The organism is Secundilactobacillus similis DSM 23365 = JCM 2765 (assembly GCF_001311075.1).
GTDB lineage: Bacteria > Bacillota > Bacilli > Lactobacillales > Lactobacillaceae > Secundilactobacillus > Secundilactobacillus similis.
The window spans coordinates 1-24334 of record NZ_BBAD01000047.1; the positions used below are offsets into that span (position 1 = coordinate 1).

Genomic DNA, 24334 nt, shown 5'->3' on the forward strand with positions numbered 1-24334 from the left:
ATGAAAACTGGCGCTCTCAGGCTACAAAATACGGCGCCGCTTGAACTGTCATTTCTAGGGTTCCTGACATTGTAGGAACTTGCCAACCACGCGCTTTCTGGCCACCGCGCCGAATGGTGCTGCGCGAGACTGAGAGCTGCATGTAGGGGCACTTCGATAAAACCGCCAGGCCCGGGCGCTTTCACCGAAGTGCCCCTACACACCGCTCTCAACCCGTCTCGCTCCGCACACTTACGATGGACACAAACGACAGTAACCAAACACAATACACTACCGGAATAAGGTCCAATCCTTGCAAAAAGTTAGCGCCACGTGTAAACTCATAATTACTGGATTTTTACGACCTTCAACTCGTGGATTCTCCAGAATCTAAACAGAAGTGATGGTGATTTTTAATGCAAGACAACAGCCAAACGCGTGTCGTTGTCGGCATGAGCGGCGGGGTTGACTCGTCGGTTGTCGCATTACGGTTAAAGCAGCAGGGGTACGATGTCGTTGGTGTGTTCATGAAAAACTGGGACGATACTGACGAAAACGGCGTCTGCACGGCGACCGAAGATTACAAGGATGTGGCGAAGGTAGCTGCCAAAATTGGCATTCCGTACTATTCTGTCAACTTTGAAAAGGAGTACTGGGACCGTGTCTTCACGTACTTTTTGGACGAGTACAAGAAGGGCCGGACACCTAATCCTGATGTGATCTGTAACAAAGAAATTAAGTTCAAGGCGTTCTTGGACTATGCGTTGGATCTTGGGGCGGATTACATTGCCACTGGACACTACGCCCAGTTGAACCGGGATGCAGATGGTCACATGCACTTGATGCGTTCGGTTGATACCAACAAGGACCAGACTTACTTCTTGAGTCAGTTATCAACTGAGCAACTTGATCGCGTCATGTTCCCAATTGGTGACATTACAAAGCCAGAAGTTCGTCAATTGGCTGAGGAAGCCGGCTTGGCAACGGCTCACAAGAAGGATTCCGTTGGGATCTGCTTCATTGGTGAGAAGAACTTCAAGAACTTCTTGGGTCAGTACCTGCCAGCTACGCCTGGTAAGATGATGACCGTTGATGGTGATGTGAAGGGCGAGCATGCTGGCCTGATGTACTACACGATCGGTCAGCGTCGAGGACTTGGTATCGGTGGTGATGGTGAGGATAACGAGCCATGGTTTGTTATCGGTAAGGATTTGAAGAAGAACATCTTGTACGTGGGTAAGGGGTATCACAACGAGCACCTTTACGCCACGCACTTGGAAGCTTCTGATATTCACTGGGTCAACTCAATTGACCGCGGTCAAGACTTCCACTGCACCGCTAAGTTCCGTTACCGTCAAGTTGATACGGGCGTTACCGTTCACTTGTCAGATGACGGCCAAAAAGTCACCGTTGAATTCGACGATCCCGTTCGCGCAATTACGCCCGGACAGGCCGTTGTGTTCTACGATGGCGCAGAGTGCTTAGGGAGTGCCATTATTGACGCTGCCTACAGCCGTAGTCGTCAGTTACAGTACGTATAATTATGAGAGAGACGTGTCTTCTTTAAGGAGGCACGTCTTTTTGGATTTTTAAAATGAAAGCGGTTTGTTCGCCACGCTCCGGCTTGTAACCCCTCCGAAAAGCTGTCATAATAAACATAACGCTTTTCAGAAACCGATGAGTAGAGAGGGAGTTAACTTGAAACTATTTTTCCTACGCCATGGCAAGACCGAATGGAACCTAGAATCACGGTATCAAGGGGCCGGTGGCGATTCACCGTTACTACCACAAAGTTATGAGGAAATTAAACAGGCTGCCATTTACTTGAAGCAGTTCCAATTTGCGCACGTTTATGCCAGTCCAATCAAACGTGCTCGGGATACAGCCCGGACTGTTTTGGCCAATTTACCAGGCCAAATACCGCTCAGTTTAGTCAGTCGCCTAGAGGAATTTCACCTTGGTAAAATGGAAGGGATGTTGTTTGAAGAAGCTCAAGCAACTTTTCCAGAGGAGTTTCATGCGTTTCGAAATGCCCCGGCTGATTACCGACCAGTAACCATTGGCGGTGAAAGTTTTCAGGAATTGATCGACCGAATGACGCCGGCAATTCAAACGATTGTTCGCGCACATGATACGACGGATCAAAACGTGTTGATCGTCAGTCACGGTGCGGCGTTAAATGCGGAAATGAACGCTTTATTAGGCACGCCATTGGCCCATTTACGCGACCGGGGTGGGTTAAGCAATACCTCAACTACAATTTTAGAGACCACCGATCACGGTGCAAGTTTCCAATTGATCGAATGGAATAAAACGGATTATTTAAAGCGCCACTTAGACGCAACGGATACTATTTAAGAGGAGTAATCAAGATGAGTGAACAAACGCCAGATCAAGCGGCATTAAAGGCGAAACGGGACGCGAAACAACGCGAATCCGAGCAATTGATGCACCGGTTGATTCAAGAAATTGATGATGATCCAAATAACTATCACACCTACTATGATCTAGCGGCGTTGTTGGTTAACTTGAAGAGTTATAGTCAAGCCGAAGAATTAATGATGAAGGCACTGGGGTTATTTGCCGACCAGAGCCGTAAAGCTAAGGATACGTTAACCTATGGCTTAGGTAACGTCTATTACGAGGCAGGTGAGTATCAAAAGGCCATTGCTCAGTTTAGTCAGGTCAAGGATGACCAACTGAAGAGCGATGCTTATTTGATGTTAGCGCAAAGCTATATGGGTAATAACGACCATAAAACAGCACTGGCGTTTGCGTTAACGGCTGGCCAAAACCACCAACAAGATCCAGCGGTCAATCAACTGATTGCGGATAATTTATTGGCACTGGGTAACTTTAAAGAAGCGGCTGATTACTACGATCGCACGTTAGCGAGTGACCCTAAAAACGGCCACGCGCAATTTGACCGGGGTATTACAGCGGTAGTGCTTGGTGATGATGCAACCGACTTTTTTGAGGCCGCTAAACGGTTAGATAAAACGTACTACGACAACGGTCAGTCACGATTGGCGGACATTCAGACGCTGTTGACCAAGAAAAAAACGGACAAACCGAATGCTGACTAACTTGATGTGAAGGGATGGGCACCATGGCAAGTGAAAACCTGAGTTTATTTGAATCAGATGACGCCGCTAAAGAACCGGCCGCAATTGTTGGCAAAGTCGCTGCCACTTTTTTTGAAAGTCCAGACAGTTTTTATAAAGTTTTGCTGGTTAAAGTGCAGTCGACGAACCTTGATTGGCACGGTGATGAAATCGTGGTGACCGGGAACTTTGCTGATATTACGGAGGAGATGCCGTACCGGTTCTTTGGTCAACTTGTGGATCATCCGAAGTACGGGCAGCAGTTTCAAGCCAGTAACTACCAAAATGAAGCACCGACAACTAAGGAAGGCATCGTCGCCTATCTTTCTGGTGATGATTTTCCAGGGTTGGGGAAGCGGACGGCTGAAAAAATTGTGGCTCTTTTAGGTCTGACTGCAATTGATCAGATTATGAAGGATCCGGAAGTGTTAGATCCGCTGAACCTGAAGCCGGCCGTTAAAGAAACGTTGCTGGATAACTTGTCTGCCAACAACGGAATGGAACAGATCATTATCGGGTTAAACGGGTACGGCTTCGGGAGTTCGCTCGCAAGTGCGATTTACGAACGCTACAAACAAGATACCCTGCGTGTGATTCAGGAAAATCCCTATCAATTGGTCGAAGATATTAACGGCATCAGCTTTAAGCGAGCGGATCAAATCGCTGAGCAATTGGGTATCGAGGCCTTATCGCCGCAACGGTTGCAGGCCGGTATTTTACAAGAACTTGATGAGTTGGCGATGTCCGGTGGTAACACCTACACAACGGCTAAACCGCTGCTTAATGGGACGATTGAACTGCTTCAAAGTAGCCGAAACACCATGGTGAATCCGCAACTCGTGGCTGATCAGTTACTCGAACTTGGTCGGCAGCAAAAGGTTGTGGGTGATGGTGATCGGATCTTTTTGAAGAACCTGTTCGATGCCGAGTGGCAGATTGCTGAACACCTCAACCGTTTGGCAAATGCGGATGCACCCAAGACATTTAGCGATGACGTGGTTCAAAAACAAACTCGAATCGTTGAACGAAATTTGGGTATCACTTACGATGAGTCGCAAGAAGCCGCCATTTTAGCTGCCATTCAATCGCCGCTATTCTTGCTAACGGGGGGACCCGGAACTGGGAAAACAACGATCATTAATGGGATCGTCAACTTGTACGCCAAATTACACGAATTATCACTCGATATTAACCAGTATAAGGATGAGCCATTCCCAATCTTGCTGGCAGCGCCAACTGGTCGGGCAGCCAAGCGAATGAGTGAAACCACTGGTTTACCGGCCAGTACGATTCACCGCTTACTGGGATTGACCGGGCGTGAAAACAACGATCAGGTTATGGCGAAAGATCTGGAGGGGTCACTATTGATCGTCGATGAAATGTCGATGGTCGATGTTTTCCTGTTTAAGACCCTCCTTAAATCCGTGCCAGACGGCATGCAAATTGTGCTGGTGGGTGATAAGGACCAATTACCATCAGTTGGTCCTGGGCGTGTCTTTTTTGACCTACTTGAAAGTCAACGAGTCCAAGCGATGGAATTGAACACCATTTACCGGCAGGGGGATGATTCATCGATCATTCCACTGGCCCACGAGATTAAACTGGGGCGGTTACCAGCGGATTTTGATCAAAATCAGGCTGATCGTTCGTTCATTCAGTGTAATGCGTACCAGATGCCGTCAGTGATCGAACAGATTATTGGTAAGGCCAAGCAAAAGGGCTTTGATGCTGAGGACGTGCAGGTTTTAGCGCCGATGTATCGCGGTCCTGCTGGGATCACCAAACTGAACACGATCATTCAAGAAATTATGAATCCCAAAACTAGTGAGAAAACCAAGGAAGTCAACTTCCGTGGCGAGTTATTTCGAATTGGTGATAAAGTGCTCCACCTCGTTAATAGTCCAGAAAACAACGTCTTCAACGGCGATATTGGCCAAATCGTTGGGATCACCTTAGCGAAGGACAAGGGGAATAAGGAAAAGACCGATCAGCTGACGATTGCCTTTGACCAAACAGAAGTCACTTACAGTCGTCAAGATTGGAATCGCCTGACATTGGCTTACTGTACGTCGATCCATAAGGCGCAAGGGAGCCAGTTCAAGATGGTCATTTTACCCATGGTAATGCAGTATTCGCGGATGTTACAGCGTAATTTACTGTATACGGCTGTAACGCGGGCGAAAACGACCCTGATCCTCTTGGGTGAACGACGCGCGTTTGAAGAAAGCGTTCGCCGGCAGTCCGTTAATCGGCAGACTGCGTTGGTTGAACGCTTAACGGCAACGATGACGACGCCGGCCGAAATGGTGGTCACACCAGTTGAAGACTCGGCTTCAGCGGATCAGGTCAGTCAACCGACTGAACCGGCTGAACCGGTAGTGCCACAGCCGACCCAAGAAGCTGAATCGTCACGATCCAAACCAGAATCGGTCCAGACAACATCGGCTGACGATAGCCAACCGGCACCTGTTCCTGACGGGGTCTTAACCGTTGCGTTGATCAACAGCGGTCAAATCGATCCGATGATTGGGATGAAGGGTATCACGCCTAAGTCATTTATGGGTGCGCCTGAATTGAATTAACGCTAACTAGTTGGTCAATCAACTGGTCACTTTCTAGTTGAACAATTGGGGTTAAATCCCCGCTAGTGCTTGCACGCTACCTTAAAAATTGCGATAATAGCCAATGAAAAAGCAACGATCGGTTAACCGATCAAAAACATTGATGAGCCACAAAACCTTGGAGGTTAACTATGCCAAATCAAACTCAAGCAAAACACCCGTTAAAGATGTTTGCACTTAATTCCAACCGACCATTAGCGGAAAAAATCGCCGCTGCTGCTGGTGTTGAATTGGGGGCAGCAACCATCAAGCATTTTAGTGATGGTGAAATTGCCATTACGGTCGATGAAAGCATCCGGGGTGCGGATGTTTTCTTGATTCAATCGGTCTCAGATCCCGTTAACACCAATTTAATGGAATTAATGATCATGGTCGACGCTGTTCGGCGGGCCAGTGCCCACTCCGTAACCGTTGTGATTCCTTACTACGGCTACTCACGGGCTGACCGGAAGGCCCGGTCACGTGAACCTATTACGGCCAAGTTGATCGCCTCGATGTTACAAAAAGACGGTGTGAACCGCGTTGTCACGTTAGACTTGCATGCGGCGCAACTACAAGGCTTCTTCGATATTCCAATGGATCATTTAGAAGCAACGCCACTGTTGGCAGGTTACTTCTACGAACATGATTTACTCGAGAACCTCGTGGTTGTTTCACCTGATCATGCCGGGGTTTCGAAGGCACGTCGGATGGCCGATTTATTACACGCACCACTTGCGATTATTGATAACCGGGATCCCAACAAGTCAACCACGGACGCGGATGCCGTGATTGGCTCAGTTGCCGGTAAGAACGCTATTTTGGTTGACGACATTATCGATACGGCTGTGCGAATCTCAATTTCAGCCCAGACCTTGAAGAATGCCGGTGCGAACGATATTTACGCCGTGGCAACTCACCCAGTATTTAGCCAAAATGCCGTGGAACATATGGCCGCGTCACCACTTAAAAAGGTGATCGTGACTGATTCAATTCAGTTACCAGACGAGAAGAACTTTGACAAAGTTGAGATCATTTCCGTCGGTGATTTGATGGGGCGCGCCATTCGTCGTATCTATACGGATCAAAGTGTCGGAACGCTTTTCTTAAACGAAGAACGGGAAAACACGAAAGCTTAGTGTGAACTATAATTAAACAGTAGCTAGCCGAAACGGGCGGCAAACCGGGATAAACACATACCCGGAAAGGGAACGGCCCCACGTGACTAGACGGTCATGTGGGGTCGTTTTGTCGTTACGAGCTTGGTGAATACTACTGACAGAGGGGATTGGTAACATGGAATCAGCATTAAAGTTAGCTGAACAAGTTCGAAACGGAACGGTGTCAGCCGTTGACCTTGCTGAAGCCGCCTATGCCCGAATTGCCGAGATGAATCCGCGGTTAAACGCGGTAACGGCAACTCGTCAAACGGAAGCGCTTGCAGAAGCGGCGGCTTTGCAGGATAAAGGACAGCCTTTTTTAGGCGTGCCAATATTGATCAAGGGATTAGGCCAGTCATTGGCCGGCACACCCAATACCAGTGGCTCGAGATTATTGGCTAATTCGGTAGCCGCGTCCACGGACTTCTTCGTTCAACGGTTACAGCAAGCAGGCTTCATCATCTTGGGTCAAACGAACGTTCCGGAATTTGGGTTTAAAAACATCACGGATTCGCAACTTTACGGGAACGCTCATAATCCATGGAGCCGGTTCTATTCACCCGGTGGGTCTAGTGGTGGGTCCGCTGCGAGTGTTGCTAGTGGGATGGTGCCGTTAGCGGCTGCTAGTGATGGTGGTGGTTCGATTCGAATTCCAGCCAGTTGGTCGGGACTGATTGGCCTGAAGCCGACGCGTGGTCGAGTGCCCGTTGGACCTGGTGATTGGCGTTCTTGGCAAGGGGCGGCTATCAACTTTGCGCTGACCCGAACGGTTAAAGATACTGCGGCGTTGTTAGATGCCATGCAGGTGGTGCAACCGGCAGCAGCGTTCCAGACGCCACTTTATTCGGCTGGTTATTTACGAATGCTAAATGAATTGCACCCGGGATTAACGGTGGCTTACAGTACGACGTCACCCGTTGGCACCCCCGTTTCGAAGGAGGCCGTTGCGGCGGTTGAGGACGCAGTTAAGTTTTTAAGTGATCACGGCTTTAACGTCACGGAGGCCCGGCCACAAGTCGATGGCGTAGCATTGATGAGAAGTTACTATGCCATGAATGCGGGCGAGACGGCCGCCATGCTGGATGAAATTGGTTCTGGCTTACAACGACCGGTTGCTAAGAACGAAGTTGAACCACTCACTTGGGCACTGGCAGAAACTGGTAAACACATTAGTGCGGCCGACTACAGCAAAACGCTTGCATTATGGGACCAAACTGGCTATACTATGGCTCTGTTCCATGAACAATATGACTTGTACCTGACACCAACGACCGCCGACTCGGCACCACGGGTGGACGATCCGCTGATCAGTCCGGCTCACGCTGATCAGCTTCGTGAAATTGAACAATTGGCACCCCGTGATCAGCAACAATTGATTTATGATCAGTGGTTGCCAGCTTTAACGCGGTCGCCATTTACACAGCAGGCTAACTTAACGGGACAACCCGCAATTAGTTTGCCGACCCATGTCACGGCGGCTGGGTTACCATTAGGGGTTCAATTAACGGCCAACAAGGGTCGAGAGGAGTTATTGCTGCAGGTAGCACGATTATTTGAACGTGAGAACCAATTTCAGATGATGGATGGGGAATATAATGGTTAAATTAGGGAAAGTATTGGCCGGCATTGGTAGCGTCGCACTTGTGATGACGTTAGCAGCCTGCGGTCAATCAAAGCAAAGCAGCTCCAACAAGCAGTTGGCGGACAAACAAGTCCTCAACTTAAGTACGACCGAAACCGTGTCAACCTTGGATTCGGCTAAAGCATCTGAATCTGTCAGTTTAACGCAACTGTACCATACTGATGAAGGGTTATACCGGTTAGGTAAGAATTCTAAATTAGAAAATGCGTTGGCGACTCACACAACCGTTTCAAAAGACGGCTTGACGTACACCTTTAAACTACGGGATGACGATAAGTGGAACAACGGTCAGACCGTAACGGCTAAGGATTTTGTTTACGCTTGGCGCCGGGTGGTTGCACCTAAGACGGCAGCGGGCTATGCTTACCTGTTTGAAGGCGTCAAGAACTACGATGCGATTTCTAAGGGGAAGATGAGTGCCAACCAGTTAGGGGTTTCAGCACCTAACAAAACAACCTTAGTGGTGAAGTTAAGCGAACCAGTACCATACTTCAAGTTATTGTTGGCCTTCCCAACCTTCTTCCCACAACAACAATCCGCTGTTGAAAAGTATGGAAGTCAATATGGGACGACAAGCCAAAAAACGGCCTATAACGGACCATTTAAGTCAGTTGGTTGGACTGGGACGAATAACACGTGGAAGCTTGCTAAGAACCCAAATTATTGGGATAAGCACGATGTGCATTTGAACACGATCAACTTCCAAGTTGTGAAGAGCCCAAGTACTGGGTTAAACTTGTATAACCAAAAGAAACTTGATGTAACACCACTTTCTGGAACGCAGGTTGCCAACTACGCTAAAACGGCTGGTTTCCAAAAATTTGTGGGTGGTTCAACGATGTACCTTCAAATGAACCAAAAGCGGGTTAAGGCGTTAAAGAACGTGAAGGTTCGCCAAGCGTTGGCCCAAGCGATCAACAAGTCAGCATTAGCGAACAAGGTGCTTCGTGACGGCTCCACTGCACCTAAGGGCTTTGTTTCAACTAACCTGACGCAAAACCCAAAGACTAAGGCTGATTTTGCAGATGATGCCTACGTTAAATCCGGTGTGACCTATGACTTGGCTAATGCCAAAAAACTCTGGCTGCCGGAATGAAGCAAGTTGGTCAAAAGACGTTAACGTTAGATCTATTGAGTGATGACACTGATCAAGCCAAGACGACGACCCAGTACCTTCAAGATCAATTGGAACGCTTACCAGGTTGAAGGTCAACATCACAAACGTGCCATATAAGAACCGGTTAGCCCGGTCTGCCAGTGGTAAGTTTGATTTAGTCATGTCATCATGGGGTGCCGATTTTGCTGATCCAATCAACTTCTTGGCATTAGCCCAAACTGGTAACTCAACCAACAACGGTGACTGGTCAAACGCCACGTTTGATAAGTTGATCAAGGCTTCTTCAACCACGGATGCTACGAACACTGAAAAACGCTATGATGACTTGGTCAACGCTGAAAAAGTGTTGATGAAGGATCAAGGCGTCATTCCATTGTACCAACCAGCAACTGCCGAACTATGGCGGCCAACGGTCCACGGTTACGTGTGGAATCCAGCTGGGATGAGTCGTGGGTATAAAGAAGTTTATGTAACTAAATAAGCGATGATTTAAGCGTCAACTTGATGGAAATCGGGTGGCGCTTTTTGTTTACGCTTGTGTTCAACGTAAGGGTTGAGTGCGATTTGGGTGTTGGCTGTTTGTCGTCGCTTCGCTCGCCAAAGCCGCATTGAAAAGCGCTCGTTCAGGCTACAAAATTCGGCGCCACTTAAACTGTTATTTCCAGGGTTCCTGAAGTTATAGAAGCTTGTCAACCACGCGCTTTCTGGCCACCACGCCGAATGGTGCTGCGCGAGACTGAGAGCTGCATGTAAGGCGAGTCCGGTAAACCCGCCAGGCCCGGGCGCCTTCACCGATGTCACCTTGCACACTGCTCTCAACCCGTCTCGCTCCGCACACTTTCGCTGGACACAAACGTAAGTGAAACCTGAAAAAGCCACCTTTAGTTTCATCAACCGAAGTCAGCTGTTAAAACGGTCACATACAAAATGGCGTAACCTTTCAATTTTTCACTGAGCTTCGGAACGGCTTTCAAATAATAAAGTTGTCAAGCTATTTTTTCAAATTTGATTGAAAAATTAACAGTCTGTCGAGTTTAAATTGAAATTTTTCTTGAAACATGGTATACCTAAATAGGATAACATGAAAGCGATACCATTGGCTTGAATTTATTTTCACTAAAGCTGCTGGTTGCTAATTGGAGGAACCTGACGATGAACTTTGAAGACTTATTAACTGAACAACGAAACCGACACTCAACTCATATTGATCAAGTCGATACGGCTGACATGGTTGAGATTATTAATCGGGAAGATCAGCGGGTTGGCCGCTCGGTTCAAAAACAACTTCCCCAAATTTCACAGGCAATTACGCTAGCAACGAAAAGGTTTGATGCTGGTGGTCGGTTGATCTACATCGGTGCCGGGACGTCCGGTCGACTGGGCGTGCTTGATGCAACTGAACTCCGGCCAACGTATGGCTTGGAAGAATCCCAAACCTTCGGCATTATTGCGGGTGGCCCTGAGGCCATGTTTAATACCATTGAAGGTGTAGAAGATTCAGCTGAATTAGGCGAAAAAGACCTCAAGAAGGTTGAATTAAACGAGAAGGATATCGTCATCGGCATTGCCGCCAGTGGTGCAACCGCGTACACGGTTGGGGCACTTAAGTATGCTAAGAGTGTTGGGGCGTTAACGATTGCCGTTGCCTGTGTCACGGATAGTCCGCTACAAGAAAACGCAACCGTCGCAATTTGTCCAATTGTTGGTCCTGAAGTGATTACTGGTGCCACCTTAATGAAGGCCGGAACGTCGCAAAAAATGGTGCTCAACATGCTGTCTAGCGGCATCATGATTCGGTCAGGGAAGGTTTACCAAAACTTAATGATCAACGTGGTTCCAACCAACGAGAAGACCAAACGACGGGCGAAGCGAATTATTGCTGCGGCCACCCAAACGTCAACGTTGGCGGCTGAACGGGCATTGGATCGCGCAGATAACAATGTGCCACTGGCCATTTTGTTAATCGAAACCAAGGGAACGATTGCCGAAGCGAAGGCCTTGCTAGAGCAGGCCGGTGGTCACGTGAGTGATGCGGTTAAGTTGAGCTTACAAGCCTAACGTTAACATTGACTAATTAACAATCGACGACTTGAAATTAGGTGGCATACTGATTTCGAGTCGTCGATTTGTTTGTTAACTTGAACTGGTATACCTCAATATTGACGGTGTTTGCCTCCTTGGACTGAAAAGATGGTTGACGCTGTTCAAAATGCCTTTTAAAATTGAAAGGTACCTTAAGTAAGAGAGAAGAGGAGTTACCAATCATGTATCAGGCAGATGTTAATCGTTACGACGGTCGGATGCCGATTCGTCGGGCAGGCAATAAAGGCTTACAATTGCCAGCCGTTTCATTTGGAATGTGGCACAGCTTTGGTGAAGACGCAAATTACGCTGATAGTGAAAAGATTATTCTAAAGGCGTTTGATAGCGGCATTTTTAGCTATGACCTGGCCTATAATTATGGCCCTGGTTCTGGTGCAGCGGAGCGCATCTTTGGTGACGTTTACCGTGCGAATTTAAAGGCTCACCGTGATGAACTTGTCATCACTACCAAGGCCGGTTTTCACATGTGGCCTGGGCCATACGGTGAAATGTCTTCCCGTAAAACGCTGATCAATGCCCTTGATGGCAGTTTGGAACGGATGGGGCTTGACTATGTTGACGTGTTCTATAGCCATCGGTTTGATCCCAATACGGATCCAGCTGAGACTGCTGAAGCGTTGGATAGTATTGTTCGTTCTGGTAAGGCGTTGTACGTTGGTATTTCCAACTACAATGATGCGCAGACGAAGGCGATTTTGAAAACCTTTAAGGAATTACACACCCCATTTGTGGTGAACCAGCTTTCCTACAACATGCTGAACCGCGATACGGTGGAAAACGATGGGGTACTTGATACCTTGCGCGAAAATAATCTGGGGTTAGTGGCATACGGTCCATTAGCTGAAGGGTTGTTGACCAACCGTTATCTTGATGGGATTCCAGAAGATTTCCAGATTCACTGGAGTAGCACCAACGTGATGGATCAAGGCCGTGACGTTTTAGCGCACAAGTTAAATCAGTTGAACGACATGGCACAAAACCGGAACCAGACGTTGGCCCAAATGGCATTAGCTTGGTTACTGAAGGATCCAGTTGTGGTGAGCGTTGTCACTGGCGCTTCAAAGGTTAAACACTTGGAAGACAATCTGCAGGCGGTTCAAAACCTGAACTTTACGGCGGATGAACGCGAGCGAATCGATGCAATTTTAAAGGCTTAGATAAAGAATGAATAACGTCGGTGATCTGAAATGAAGGATCACCGACGTTATTTATAATATAGTAGTCATTCGCAGAAAATTGTCCAAGAATGACTACCGGATGCGCTGACGACACCGATTAAGCTGGTGAATTTTTTAAAACCAGATTAAGGTTAAATTGCTTGAACGGCTAAATGCGGGTACAATATCATTAATAACGACGTGCCAATAGTTGGTTAAGTCGGATATACGAAAGCGATAAGCTAGTCAATCAAGGGGACTTAGTTGGCTAGCTTAGGCAGTGGGAGGCAACCCGTGACACAAAAAGTAACGATCAGAGATCTCGCCGAAGCAGCGGGGGTCTCTGTCACGACAGTTTCACAGATTTTAAACGGGAAGGGTGACCGTTTTAGCAGCGATACCAAAGCGCGGGTCTGAAACTTCAAGAAAAACTCGGTTACGTGCCGGATTATAACGCACGTAATTTAATTATGCGCTCAACTCAGACGATTGGGGTATTAGTGCCTAATTTAGCGAACCCGTTCTTCAGCATGTTTATTAAGGGGATTCAGCAGGCCTCTCAAAATAATAAGTTTATTCCGATTATCTTTGATGCCAATCAGAATCAGGAATTGCAAAGCATGTATCTGGAAGAACTGATTAAGCGGGCGGCTAACGGCCTTATCATCGCCAGTGCAACGTTGGACGCCAATGATATTGATCGCATTCTAACGCGAAACGGCATCCCATACCTCTTATTTGATCAAAACGATGCTCAAATCGGGGATCGGGTGTGGGTCGATGACTATAAGGGTGGCCAAATGGTGGCAAAATACCTGCTGGCCGCTGGACATCGCCGAATTGCCCTCTTGGTGGGTGAACAGGTCACCCAAAACATCCAGCAACGAATCGACGGTTTCCGATCCGTAATGAAGCAGTATCGCTTATCACTACCGGATGAAATGGTGGTTCAGTCACCGATGACGAAGCTGGGCGGTTATCAGGCAACGGATGAGCTACTCCGTTTGAAACCGAGTGCGATTTTTGCCATCAACGATGAAATGGCAATTGGTGTTTACCGGGGCTTCCAAGAACGCGGCGTTCGGATTCCGGCCGATATTTCAATTATGGCTACGATGATATCGATCTCGCCGATTTCATCACACCAAAATTAACCACGATTCACCAACCGGCATTTGAAATGGGGCAGGTTGCGACTGAATTGTTGATCGAACGGATTCAAAATCCACGGTTGATGCATCAAGATAAGCAATTACCGTTGGAACTGATTGAACGGGATAGCGTGATTGCAAAGCAGGTTGAACAGGATTAATAGTTGTTAAGCGCGATGTTGACTGTGTTAGTTGATATCGCGTTTTTTGCTGTCGCTTGTGTCCAGCGTAAGCATACTACTGTTCAGTTTGTGAAGTGCGGTGATTTGCGTGGGCTTACGATTCCGGTCAGCGGCTAGGTTCCAGCTGTGGGGCCGGCCTGAGCCAAAGGGCGGTCTCAGCCCTCGAATCTAAGCCTCGCCAAAAAACGTGCGAGTCTTAGATTCGTCCCCGATGATTGGCGGTTGTCGGAAGAACACCAACAACCACCAATCATCGCGACACAGCATCCACCTAGCCGCTTACCGAAATCTCATATTGCACAATTGGCCGCCATTGTAGACCATCTCAAGCGCTTAACTGCACGTTCAGTCACGGGATTACAACGACTGGCGTTGATTCGACAAACGTCCAAATTGATCAGCAATTAGCGGTTCATGTTGAGATGGCTGAATATCAGCACAACTGCATTAAGTTCACGTGAACGTAGCGCATAACTGGCAGATTTAGTTTTATGCAATCGTGGGTTCATTGCGGTTACACGTCTGCAGTTGTCGAGTAATTGTCTAACGTTATCATCACGCAGTTCCGTCAACTTCAGATTGTGACAGTCAACAGTTCTGTTACCGACAGCGCACCCTGTAGCGGGAGGCGGAGGCGCGCGAGGCTCAGCAGTGTCGGTATGACTTAAGCAGTCGTGGTTCGTGGGGTTCGGGCCGCGAGTGCTATAGTCATACGCGGGTCCGGAGAGATCCGGCATGGGCGGTTTTTGCCCATTCCTAGCTCGTAGGCCCGCCACTGCGCTCCAGCCTCGCATAGCGCCGGAGCCTCCCGCGGCATCCTCCCACTATAGAAAACCAGCATCACTGTACTTCACAAACTACACATGCTTACGCTGGACACAAGCGTAAACCAACATACAAAAATAAGTGAAAAATCGTTAATATACATAAATAAAATGTGAAATATGTGTGAATTAAATATGAACATTATACGATTAACCCATATTTAACACTGATTTGCGCTGAAATTGTTATTTTAATCTAATTTTAATTCTCTAATTTTACGCATTGAAATGTGAATATTTTATGACGGCCACGGTTAAAACTAGGCCTCAGCGTCATAATTCAAAGTCACACTTTCGTCACATATTAAAGTGTGACCGATTTCACATTTTGAATGTGACCAACTTCCAGATAGTGGGTTGGTGTTCGGTTTATCATAAAGTTGTTCAAAAGAGATAGGAGGGACGCACTATGAAAACCCCAATTCACGTTACATCTGAAATCGGTAAATTAGACGTTGTTATGTTGAAACGGCCTGGCGCTGAAGTTGAAAACTTTACACCTGAAATGATGCCCCGTCTTCTATTTGATGATATCCCTTACTTACCAGTTGCCCAACAGGAGCACGATCACTTTGCGTCAACGCTGCGGGACAACGATGTTGAAGTTTTGTATTTAGAACAATTGGCTGCTGAAGCATTAGATGCTGGTGGTGAGGCCGTTAAGGATGCCTTTTTAGTTCAAATGCTTGCGGAATCCGGCTATGCGGCTGGTATCTTACACCATGTGTTAAAAGATTACTTGCTGTCGATGACCACCCAAGAAATGGTGATCAAAATTATGGCTGGCGTTCGTAAAAATGAACTGGATTTTGTACCACTCGACCTCGTGAGTGCGGCTGAAGAACAGGATTATCCGTTCTTCATGGATCCAATGCCAAACCTGTACTTTACCCGTGATCCGGCAGCTTCAATCGGTGATGGCCTTAGTATTAATCACATGACGTTCCCAGCTCGGCAACGGGAATCACTCTTTATGGAAACCATCATTAACCACCACCCACGCTTTGCCGACCAAGGCGTGAACGTGTGGCGGGATCGGAATCAAACGACTCGAATCGAAGGTGGTGATGAGCTGGTTCTTAGTGATACCGTGATTGCTATCGGCGTTTCGGAACGGACATCTGCCAATGCAATCGAAGATATCGCGCGTAACCTGTTTGCCAAAGATAGTGGTTTTGAAAAAGTGCTGGCAATTCGAATTCCGCACAACCACGCCATGATGCATTTGGATACCGTATTTACGATGATTAACACAGATCAATTTACGGTACATCCCGGGATTTTGGGCGAGGGTGGTCAAATTGATACTTGGACGATTACGCTTGGCAATGACGGTGAACTACACCTTGAGCACGACCGTGATTTGAAACGGGTGCTTAAACAGGCGTTAAATCTAGACGACCTCGACTTAATTCCAACGGGTGGTGGCGATCCATTAATTGCCGATCGGGAACAATGGAATGACGGATCGAACACATTAGCGATTGCCCCCGGCGTGGTAGTTACCTATAATAGAAACTATGTATCAAACCAAGTTCTCCGCGAACATGGTCTCAAGGTACTGGAAGTGCTTTCCAGCGAACTATCAAGGGGTCGTGGCGGCCCACGTTGTATGAGTATGCCACTTGTTCGTGAAGACCTATAAATCGAAAAGGAGATCATTATTATGACAGACTTTAAAAATAGCGTTTTTCAAGGACGGTCACTACTGGCTGAAAAAGACTTCACAGCGGCTGAACTCGAGTACCTGGTAGACTTCGGGTTACACTTAAAGGCCTTAAAAAAGCGGGGATTCCACACCACTACTTGGAAGGCAAAAACATTGCTCTGTTGTTTGAAAAAACGTCAACAAGAACTCGGTCAGCATTCACGACCGCTGCGATTGATTTAGGCGCTCACCCTGAATTCCTTGGCGCCAACGATATTCAACTTGGTAAGAAGGAATCAGTTGAAGATACGGCCAAGGTTCTTGGCAGCATGTTTGATGGTATCGAGTTCCGAGGCTTTAGCCAAAAAGCGGTGGAACAATTAGCTGAATTCTCTGGCGTGCCAGTTTGGAACGGGTTGACCGACGAATGGCACCCAACTCAAATGATTGCTGACTTCATGACCGTTAAGGAAAACTTTGGTCACTTGAAAGGCTTAACGTTAACGTTCATGGGTGATGGCCGGAACAACGTGGCCAACTCACTGCTTGTAACCGGTGCGATTCTTGGGGTGAACATCCACATCGTAGCGCCAAAGGAATTACACCCAGCGCCAGAAATTGAAGCGTTAGCCAACAAGTTTGCGGCTGAATCCGGCGCTCATATTTTGATCACCGATGACCTTGACGAAGGTATGAAGGGCACCAACATCATTTATACCGACGTTTGGGTATCAATGGGTGAAAGTAACTGGGAAGAACGGGTTAAGTTATTGACCCCTTACCAAGTGAACATGGCAGCGTTGAAGAAGACGGGCACCCCTGATGGTCAATTGATCGTGATGCACTGCTTACCAGCCTTTCATGATACAACCACTGAATATGGTAAGGAAATTGAAGCTAAATACGGTATTACTGAAATGGAAATTACGGATGAAGTCTTCCGGAGCAAGTATGGTCGTCAGTTTGAAGAAGCTGAAAACCGGATGCACTCCATCAAAGCAATCATGGCTGCAACCTTAGGCAATTTGTTTATCCCACGCGTTTAACGCTAACGGATAGTCAACTAATGAGACTTGGTCGCAGACTGCCATTTCCGGTAATCTCGGATTAAAGTCAATCAGTGAGCCAGGTGAGCGGACAACGTCACTTGGCTCTTTGTTTAACCAAAACGATAATCAATAATGCAGATTCAATGACAATCCAGAAAGGACGCTGATTTTCATGACAAATCGTAAAATTGTGGTCGCCCTTGGTGGAAACGCCATTTTAGCACACGATGCTTCCGCCCAAGCGCAACAGCAAGCACTACTTGCGACGGCAAAATACCTAGTGGAATTCATTAAACAGGGTGATCAACTCATTATTTCACACGGCAACGGGCCCCAAGTCGGTAACTTACTGTTACAACAAGCGGCTGGTGCCAGTGAACAGAATCCACCGATGCCCCTCGATACAGCCGTTGCAATGACTCAGGGCAGTATCGGTTACTGGATGCAAAACGCGATGGCGGAAGTGATTGCTGAAAACGGCCTTGAAGTTGATGTTGCATCCGTGGTGACACAGGTTGAAGTCAGTGCTGATGATCCAGCCTTTAAGCACCCCACGAAACCGATTGGACCGTTTTATACGAAAGCCGCGGTCGATGAACTGAAGGTTGCTCATCCAGAACAGCAGTTTGTTGAGGATGCCGGTCGAGGTTATCGACGGGTGGTAGCGTCACCTCGCCCAATTGGCGTGAAGGAAGCTGGCGTGGTCAACCAACTGGTTAAAGCGGGAATCGTGCCAATCTCAGTTGGTGGCGGTGGTGTGCCAGTGGTTCGTGAAGGAAATCGATTAGTTGGTCGAGAAGCCGTAATCGATAAGGATTTTGCATCGGAGAAATTGGCCGAACTCGTTGGCGCGGATCTGTTGATTATCCTAACAGCGGTAGATCACATCTTCGTTAACTTTAATCAACCCACCCAACAGCGGTTAACGCAGGTGTCGGTCAGTGACTTGAAGCGTTACATTGCCGAAGATCAATTTGCCAAGGGGAGCATGCTCCCGAAGGTTGAAGCGGCAATTCAATTCGTTGAACATCGCCCAGCTGGTCAGGCAGTGGTGACGTCGTTAGAAAACATTGGTGAGTTTTTAGCAACTGGGAGTGGCACGGTCATTTCAGCAGATGTGCGTGATGCGACGCGCCCTGATGATGAACTCACGACAACGACCCATGATTGATCGTTGAATGAATTGAGCACGCTGTGGTTGGGGTTTCCCTCCGAGACTTAACCGCGGTATAATGGGGCAAGAAGTAACCCATTACAATGATGAGTACCAATGAATGAGTAAACAGGTGACGTCGTCGGGATTACCGGCGGGGTGACCTGTTTTTACATAGCGAAAGGGCGGGCAATCAATCGTGACTCAAACGCAATCAACGACGACGTACCGGGCATTTTTAAAGCAGCAAGCAGAGTTTAGGGCCTTCGAAACACAGGAGTTTGATCAATTAACGACCCACTTACAGGTCAAACAATATGCCAAGGGGCAGATTTTGTTTGATCAGGGTGACCGCCGGGACCGGTTTTACTACGTGATTAAGGGCGTCATCCGGCTTGAACGGGTGGATGCCAGCGGTAGTTTTAGCTTCATCAACTACGTCAAGGCACAAAAAGCGTTTCCGTACCGCGGGCTTGATTTAGATCCGGATTATCCCTACACTGCGATGGCGCTAACGCCAATCACGATTGCGGTGTTCGATATGGCCGATTTTGAAACCGTTGTGGCTGAAAACCGAGCGTCAGTCAGCAGGTGATTCGCCAAATGAGTCAGTTGATTGAACGGACCGAAACCCGGTTACAGCGAATGGTGACTTCAAGTGCTGCCAGACGCGTTCAGCAGGCGCTTTTAATTTTGGGCACCGACCTTGGTCAGCCAATCAACGAGACCGAAATCGAAATTCCGTACCCGATGACGTTGATTGAACTGGCGCACATTAGTGGGACGACCAGAGAGACTGCTGGGCAAGTCGTGAATAAGCTGGTTGCGGCTGGAACCATCAGTTATCAGCGGAAACGGTTCCGGTTTTCACCGTCAGTTTTAGGTGCGTTAACAAAATAACGGTTGATTCAAGCACGATTTTATGAAAGTGGCTGAAGTTAGCTCTTATTTATGATAAATTGGTAATAAAGTAATGAGAGGAAGAGGGATGGTTCATATGTCAGCAACCATTAAATCAATTCAAGTATTTCCAATTGCGGTGCCGTTAAAGTCACCGTTTAAGACGGCGCTTCGGACGGTCACGACCGCCGAAAGCTTATTAGTGAAGGTCACCGATTCAGATGGCGTGGTCGGTTTGGGGGAAGCTGCCCCAACTGCGGCGATTACTGGTGATACCAGTGCAAGCATTCGTTACGCAATCGAGACCGTGTTAGCACCCAAGGTGATCGGGGCGTCATTAGGTAATGCGGAGGCGTTAAAGCAGACGATTGAAACCGGGATTGTGGGTAATCACAGTCCCAAGGCTGCCTTGAACATTGCAGTGAATGATTTATTGGCCAAGCATGCGGGCGTTTCGCTGGCCGAATATCTGGGCGGTTATCGCACCCAAGTTCGCACGGATTATACCGTTAGTGTTGGGACAACGGATGCTATGGTGAGTCACGCAACCGCGTTAGTTGCTGAAGGTTTCGATACCTTAAAAGTGAAAGTTGGCAACCAGTCACCATTTGAAGATTTAAAACAGGTCCGCGCAATTCGAGAAGCAGTTGGTCCGGATATTAAGTTACGACTCGACGCTAATCAGGGCTGGCGTGCCAAGCAAGCGGTGGTGGCGATTAACCAGATGGTTGATGACGGCTTAGACATTGAGCTCGTTGAACAACCAGTACCAGCGGACGATTTTGAAGGTATGGCCTACGTGACCGACCGGACGCCGATTCCAATCATGGCCGATGAAAGTATTTTTTCCGTCAAAGATGCGTTACGACTCTTGAAAATGGCGGGTTGTGATATTATTAATCTAAAGCTAATGAAGGCTGGCGGCATTGATAATGCACTTAAGATTAATACGCTCGCGGCCGCCTTCGGAGTACCATGCATGGTCGGTAGCATGATCGAGTCACAAGTTTCAGTGACTGCAGCGGCTCAGATGGCAGCTGCTAAGCAAAATATCGTCTACTATGATTTAGACGCTGCAATGATGTTTAAGAATCAACCGACGACTGGCGGTATTACGCACCAGGGCGGACTCATTACGATTCCGGACGCCGCTGGTCTCGGTATTGAATTTGAAACCAAGTAATGGGGTGAGGGAGAATGGAAACCAGACGCGTGATCGTACCCGTTGCCACAATGTGGACCGGTACGGATAAGCCGCGGTCAATTGATGAATTGGCGTTAGCGGGCGAAACGAAGAAGTGGGTTGCCCAGATGTCTGATGAGCAGACAATCGATTTGTGTGACGCTAAGCGATTGGAGACTCAGGCAACGTTTAACGATGAGGTGATTCTTGCTCACGTAGAGGGGTCGTGGGCCCAGGTTTATTTAACGAGCCAGCAAGACGATTCGGATCCACGAGGGTACAAGGGCTGGTTACCGTTAAAGCTATTATCAGCGACAACGGTTGATTATCCAGCAACCACTTCTCGGCTTCGGATTGCCGTGCCATTCACCACGTTGTATGATGCGGAAAAGCAACCGATTTTTGAAATTACGATGGGTACCGAACTCAGCGAAATTGCCGTTGATGGCGACTGGATCAAGGTTGCAACGCCCCTTGGTGATGGCTACATCGAAAAAACGAGTATCGTCGTTACCGCAAAGGGTGACAATAACGGTGCCAAGATGGTTGATATGGCCCAACAATTTATGGGGCTTCGATATCTCTGGGCTGGTATATCACCTTACGGATTCGACTGCTCTGGCTTTATGTACACGTTGCACCGGGTACTGGGGTTTGATATTCCCCGGGATGCTGATGATCAACGTTTAGGCGGGCAACCAGTTGCGCCTGAAGATCTGATGCCAGGTGATTTACTGTTCTTTGCTTATGAACATGGTAAAGGCTATGTGCACCACGTAGGGATGTACTACGGTGACGGGCGGATGATTCAGTCTCGGACGCCGGGTAAATCTGTCGATATCGCGAAATTGACGGAGATGCGGTACGCACCCGAGTACGTTGCTGCTCGGAGGTATTGGCGATGAGTTTAGCTAATCGGTTGACGACGTTAGTGGCGCCGTATGAGCCGTTAGTTGCCGGTTGTGTTTGGCAGGGTGAGCAGTGCATCTGGGCGACTCGCGAACAGGTGAGCTATCCAGCAGCGTCAACGATTAAGCTGGCGATTTTAGCAACGCTGTTAGACCAACAGCCAGATCTTGATCAACCCATTTCAATGACACTTTCGCCAAAAGTGGGTGGTGCGGGTGTGTTACAACTCCTGCATGCCACAACGATGCCGTTACGCGATGTGATGGCACTCATGATTTCGGTTTCGGATAACTACGCGACCAATTTGTTGATTGAATTTGTCACGATGCCGGCGGTGAATCAGTGGTTAGCTGCGCATCACTTTCAACAAACGCAGCTGAATCGGTTACTAATGGATGGTACTGCGGCTGCCGCTGGCCATGAAAATCAGATCTCAGCGGCGGATGCGGTGGGGATTTTGCGGTACCTGTTACGTGAACATCCTGTTGTACTGCCGTGGTTGTTAAACCAGCAGTTTCGTTATAAGTTACCAGCTAGTTTTGATGAAACCACTTCGACGATTCAAGTGGCAAATAAAACGGGCGAAGGTCCGTTGATTGATCACGATGTTGCTCGATTTAAGACGACATCTGGACAGTTTGACGTTGCGATTTTAACGCAGGGGTTTGAACACCGCCAAGATGCGTTAACGTTGCTGTCGTCCATTGGTGCTGAACTGGCGACTGCGTTACAGAATTAATATAGTTTTGTTAAGAAGACTACCGGAAACGGCGGCCTTTTTTAGAACGTGCTACACTGGGCATAACCTAAAGTGAAATGAGGAATAAGAATGAAAACGACGGTTCGCACTGGCCTGATTTGCGGGGCACTATTACTCTTACTAGGGACTGGCGTACCACAACTTGTTCATGCCGATACGGCAACTGCTGATACTACGACGACTAGCACCACTGCAAACAGTGATGTTAACAGCGATAGCAGTAGCGATGACAGTGGTAGTGCAGTCCAAACCAAAGCTCTCTCGAAGCCGTACGTTGCCTATGGCGCCGGCTTAGCTTCAGAGGATAAGGACGCCGTTGCGAAAGCACTGGGGGTTCAGTCCAATTATCAAAGTTTAACGGTAACCGGATCGGACTATGCGACATATATCAATTCTGCGGGCACAACGGATGCTAGCATGATCAGCTCCGTTTCATTGGCACCGGCTGATCCGGGTTCCGGCGTGAAGGTCAATATTGCGCAATATAACGGCGCGGATAACATTACACAGGTGACGTCGCAACAGTATGCCATGGTTGCAACAATGGCGGGGGTTAAAGACGTGATCATTACCGTGACAGCTGATAAGGCGGTTTCCGGTGAATCGGCCTTAACGGGCGTTTATAAGGCGCTGGCTGCGGATGGCTTAACTTTGAACCAGCAAAACACTCAAGCTGCCAATAGCGTGCTGGAAGCAACCCAACCAGCAATCAACCAAAATTCAAGTGATAAAAAATACCCAGGGAAGTTGATGTCGGCCGTGGGTGATGTATCATCAGATTTGGCCAAAAAACGCCAAGATGATAACCAATATGCGACAAAGGCCGAAATTAAACAGATGCTGGACGAAGCCTTAGCTAAGCAAGGTATTCAATCACAGACGTCAACAACTGTCATTAACCAGTTGGTAGTTGCCTTGAGTGCGGTTCAAAAAGCACCAGTCTCATCAACGTCTAGTTATGTTGATAATGCCAAGCAAGTTGCCAACAACTTAAAGAACTCAGTCGGTGATAGCATGGCTAAAATCAAAGACTTTGCCAGTTCCGCTGATACTAGCGGCATCATGGGCTTCTTGAACCGAATCTGGCAAGCAATCGTTAATTTCTTTACGAATTTGTTTTAACAATTAATATAGTAGTGAACCGATTGGCTGAATGAGCTGATCGGTTTTTTTGTTTACTTACGTTTGTGTACAGCGTAAGCATTGTTGCTGTTAGTTTGTGAAGTGCCGTGATTTGCTTGAACTGTCGATTCCGGTAAGCGGCTAGGTTCCTGCTGTGGGGCCGGTCCGAGCCAAAGAGCGGTCTCAGACCTCAAATGTAAGCCTCGCCAAACCCCGTGCGAGTCTTACATTTGTCCCCGATGATTGGCGGTTGTCGGAAGAACGCCAACAACCACCAATCATCGCGACACAGCATCCACCTAGCCACTTACCGAAATCTTACATTGGCGCAATTCGGCACTATCGTAGAACATCTCAAGTGCTTAACTGAACGTCATGCTACAGTATGACAGCGATTGATGTTAACTCGGTAAACAGCACAATTGTTCAGTAGTCGTCATTTCTGTGATGAACAAGTCTATCCTGAACATTGACTCAACTCGCTTGAACGTACTGCTGACTCGATGTCGTTACGTTGCCATCCAACACTTGCTGAGATGCTTGCAATTGTCAGCGTGCGACAGTTTGGCCTTCATGATAGATTTTCGGGAA

At 47.8% G+C, this 24334-nt stretch carries 17 protein-coding genes and 3 pseudogenes; all 20 read left to right on the forward strand.

Features of this window, described 5'->3' with window-relative positions; translation table 11 throughout:
* The first annotated feature begins 395 nt into the window (after nt 1–395).
* The 20 genes and pseudogenes from mnmA to JCM2765_RS10750 all read left to right on the forward strand — a co-directional run bounded on the left by mnmA (nt 396) and on the right by JCM2765_RS10750 (nt 23743).
* Complete coding sequence (gene mnmA / locus JCM2765_RS10650; protein WP_054736668.1) at nt 396–1520, forward strand: tRNA 2-thiouridine(34) synthase MnmA; 1125 nt, start codon at nt 396–398, stop codon at nt 1518–1520.
* Between the two features lie 136 nt (nt 1521–1656).
* Nucleotides 1657–2337: a histidine phosphatase family protein gene (locus JCM2765_RS10655; protein ID WP_054736706.1), complete on the forward strand. Its 681-nt coding sequence runs from the start codon at nt 1657–1659 to the stop codon at nt 2335–2337.
* Nucleotides 2338–2351: 14 nt separating this feature from the next.
* A complete protein-coding gene (locus JCM2765_RS10660; RefSeq protein WP_054736671.1) occupies nt 2352–3065 on the forward strand; it encodes a tetratricopeptide repeat protein in 714 nt (237 codons plus the stop codon).
* A gap of 23 nt (nt 3066–3088) precedes the next feature.
* Nucleotides 3089–5665 carry an SF1B family DNA helicase RecD2 gene (recD2, locus tag JCM2765_RS10665; RefSeq protein ID WP_054736673.1) on the forward strand — a complete coding sequence of 859 codons (2577 nt, stop codon included), beginning with the start codon at nt 3089–3091 and terminating at the stop codon, nt 5663–5665.
* Nucleotides 5666–5835: 170 nt separating this feature from the next.
* Nucleotides 5836–6822, forward strand: coding sequence for a ribose-phosphate diphosphokinase (locus JCM2765_RS10670; RefSeq protein ID WP_054736675.1), 987 nt, complete (start codon nt 5836–5838; stop codon nt 6820–6822).
* Nucleotides 6823–6979: 157 nt separating this feature from the next.
* Complete coding sequence (locus tag JCM2765_RS10675) at nt 6980–8446, forward strand: amidase (protein ID WP_054736677.1); 1467 nt, start codon at nt 6980–6982, stop codon at nt 8444–8446.
* Nucleotides 8439–10083, forward strand: a pseudogene (locus JCM2765_RS10680) (peptide ABC transporter substrate-binding protein). Before JCM2765_RS10675 ends, JCM2765_RS10680 begins: the two are co-directional and overlap by 8 nt.
* A gap of 671 nt (nt 10084–10754) precedes the next feature.
* On the forward strand, nt 10755–11660 hold the full coding sequence (gene murQ / locus JCM2765_RS10685) for an N-acetylmuramic acid 6-phosphate etherase (protein ID WP_054736679.1): 906 nt from the start codon (nt 10755–10757) through the stop codon (nt 11658–11660).
* A 206-nt stretch (nt 11661–11866) separates the two neighbouring features.
* Nucleotides 11867–12862, forward strand: coding sequence for an aldo/keto reductase (locus JCM2765_RS10690; protein ID WP_054736682.1), 996 nt, complete (start codon nt 11867–11869; stop codon nt 12860–12862).
* Between the two features lie 294 nt (nt 12863–13156).
* A pseudogene (gene rbsR / locus JCM2765_RS10695) lies at nt 13157–14174 on the forward strand (ribose utilization transcriptional repressor RbsR).
* Nucleotides 14175–14417: 243 nt separating this feature from the next.
* A complete protein-coding gene (locus JCM2765_RS10700) occupies nt 14418–14603 on the forward strand; it encodes a hypothetical protein (RefSeq protein WP_054736684.1) in 186 nt (61 codons plus the stop codon).
* Between the two features lie 825 nt (nt 14604–15428).
* Nucleotides 15429–16664, forward strand: a complete 1236-nt coding sequence (arcA, locus tag JCM2765_RS10710) for an arginine deiminase (RefSeq protein ID WP_054736688.1) — start codon at nt 15429–15431, stop codon at nt 16662–16664.
* Nucleotides 16665–16685: 21 nt separating this feature from the next.
* Nucleotides 16686–17713, forward strand: a pseudogene (argF, locus tag JCM2765_RS10715) (ornithine carbamoyltransferase).
* 175 nt (nt 17714–17888) lie between these two features.
* A complete protein-coding gene (gene arcC / locus JCM2765_RS10720; RefSeq protein WP_054736690.1) occupies nt 17889–18887 on the forward strand; it encodes a carbamate kinase in 999 nt (332 codons plus the stop codon).
* Nucleotides 18888–19068: 181 nt separating this feature from the next.
* Nucleotides 19069–19464: a cyclic nucleotide-binding domain-containing protein gene (locus tag JCM2765_RS10725; protein WP_054736692.1), complete on the forward strand. Its 396-nt coding sequence runs from the start codon at nt 19069–19071 to the stop codon at nt 19462–19464.
* An 8-nt stretch (nt 19465–19472) separates the two neighbouring features.
* Complete coding sequence (locus tag JCM2765_RS10730; RefSeq protein WP_054736694.1) at nt 19473–19769, forward strand: helix-turn-helix domain-containing protein; 297 nt, start codon at nt 19473–19475, stop codon at nt 19767–19769.
* Nucleotides 19770–19866: 97 nt separating this feature from the next.
* Nucleotides 19867–20952, forward strand: coding sequence for a mandelate racemase/muconate lactonizing enzyme family protein (locus JCM2765_RS10735; protein ID WP_054736696.1), 1086 nt, complete (start codon nt 19867–19869; stop codon nt 20950–20952).
* Between the two features lie 14 nt (nt 20953–20966).
* Nucleotides 20967–21857, forward strand: a complete 891-nt coding sequence (locus tag JCM2765_RS10740) for a C40 family peptidase (protein ID WP_054736698.1) — start codon at nt 20967–20969, stop codon at nt 21855–21857.
* A complete protein-coding gene (locus JCM2765_RS10745; protein ID WP_054736701.1) occupies nt 21854–22600 on the forward strand; it encodes a serine hydrolase in 747 nt (248 codons plus the stop codon). The genes JCM2765_RS10740 and JCM2765_RS10745 overlap by 4 nt, the downstream gene beginning before the upstream one ends.
* Before the next feature lie 90 nt (nt 22601–22690).
* A complete protein-coding gene (locus JCM2765_RS10750; protein ID WP_054736703.1) occupies nt 22691–23743 on the forward strand; it encodes a DUF1002 domain-containing protein in 1053 nt (350 codons plus the stop codon).
* Nucleotides 23744–24334 lie beyond the last annotated feature (591 nt).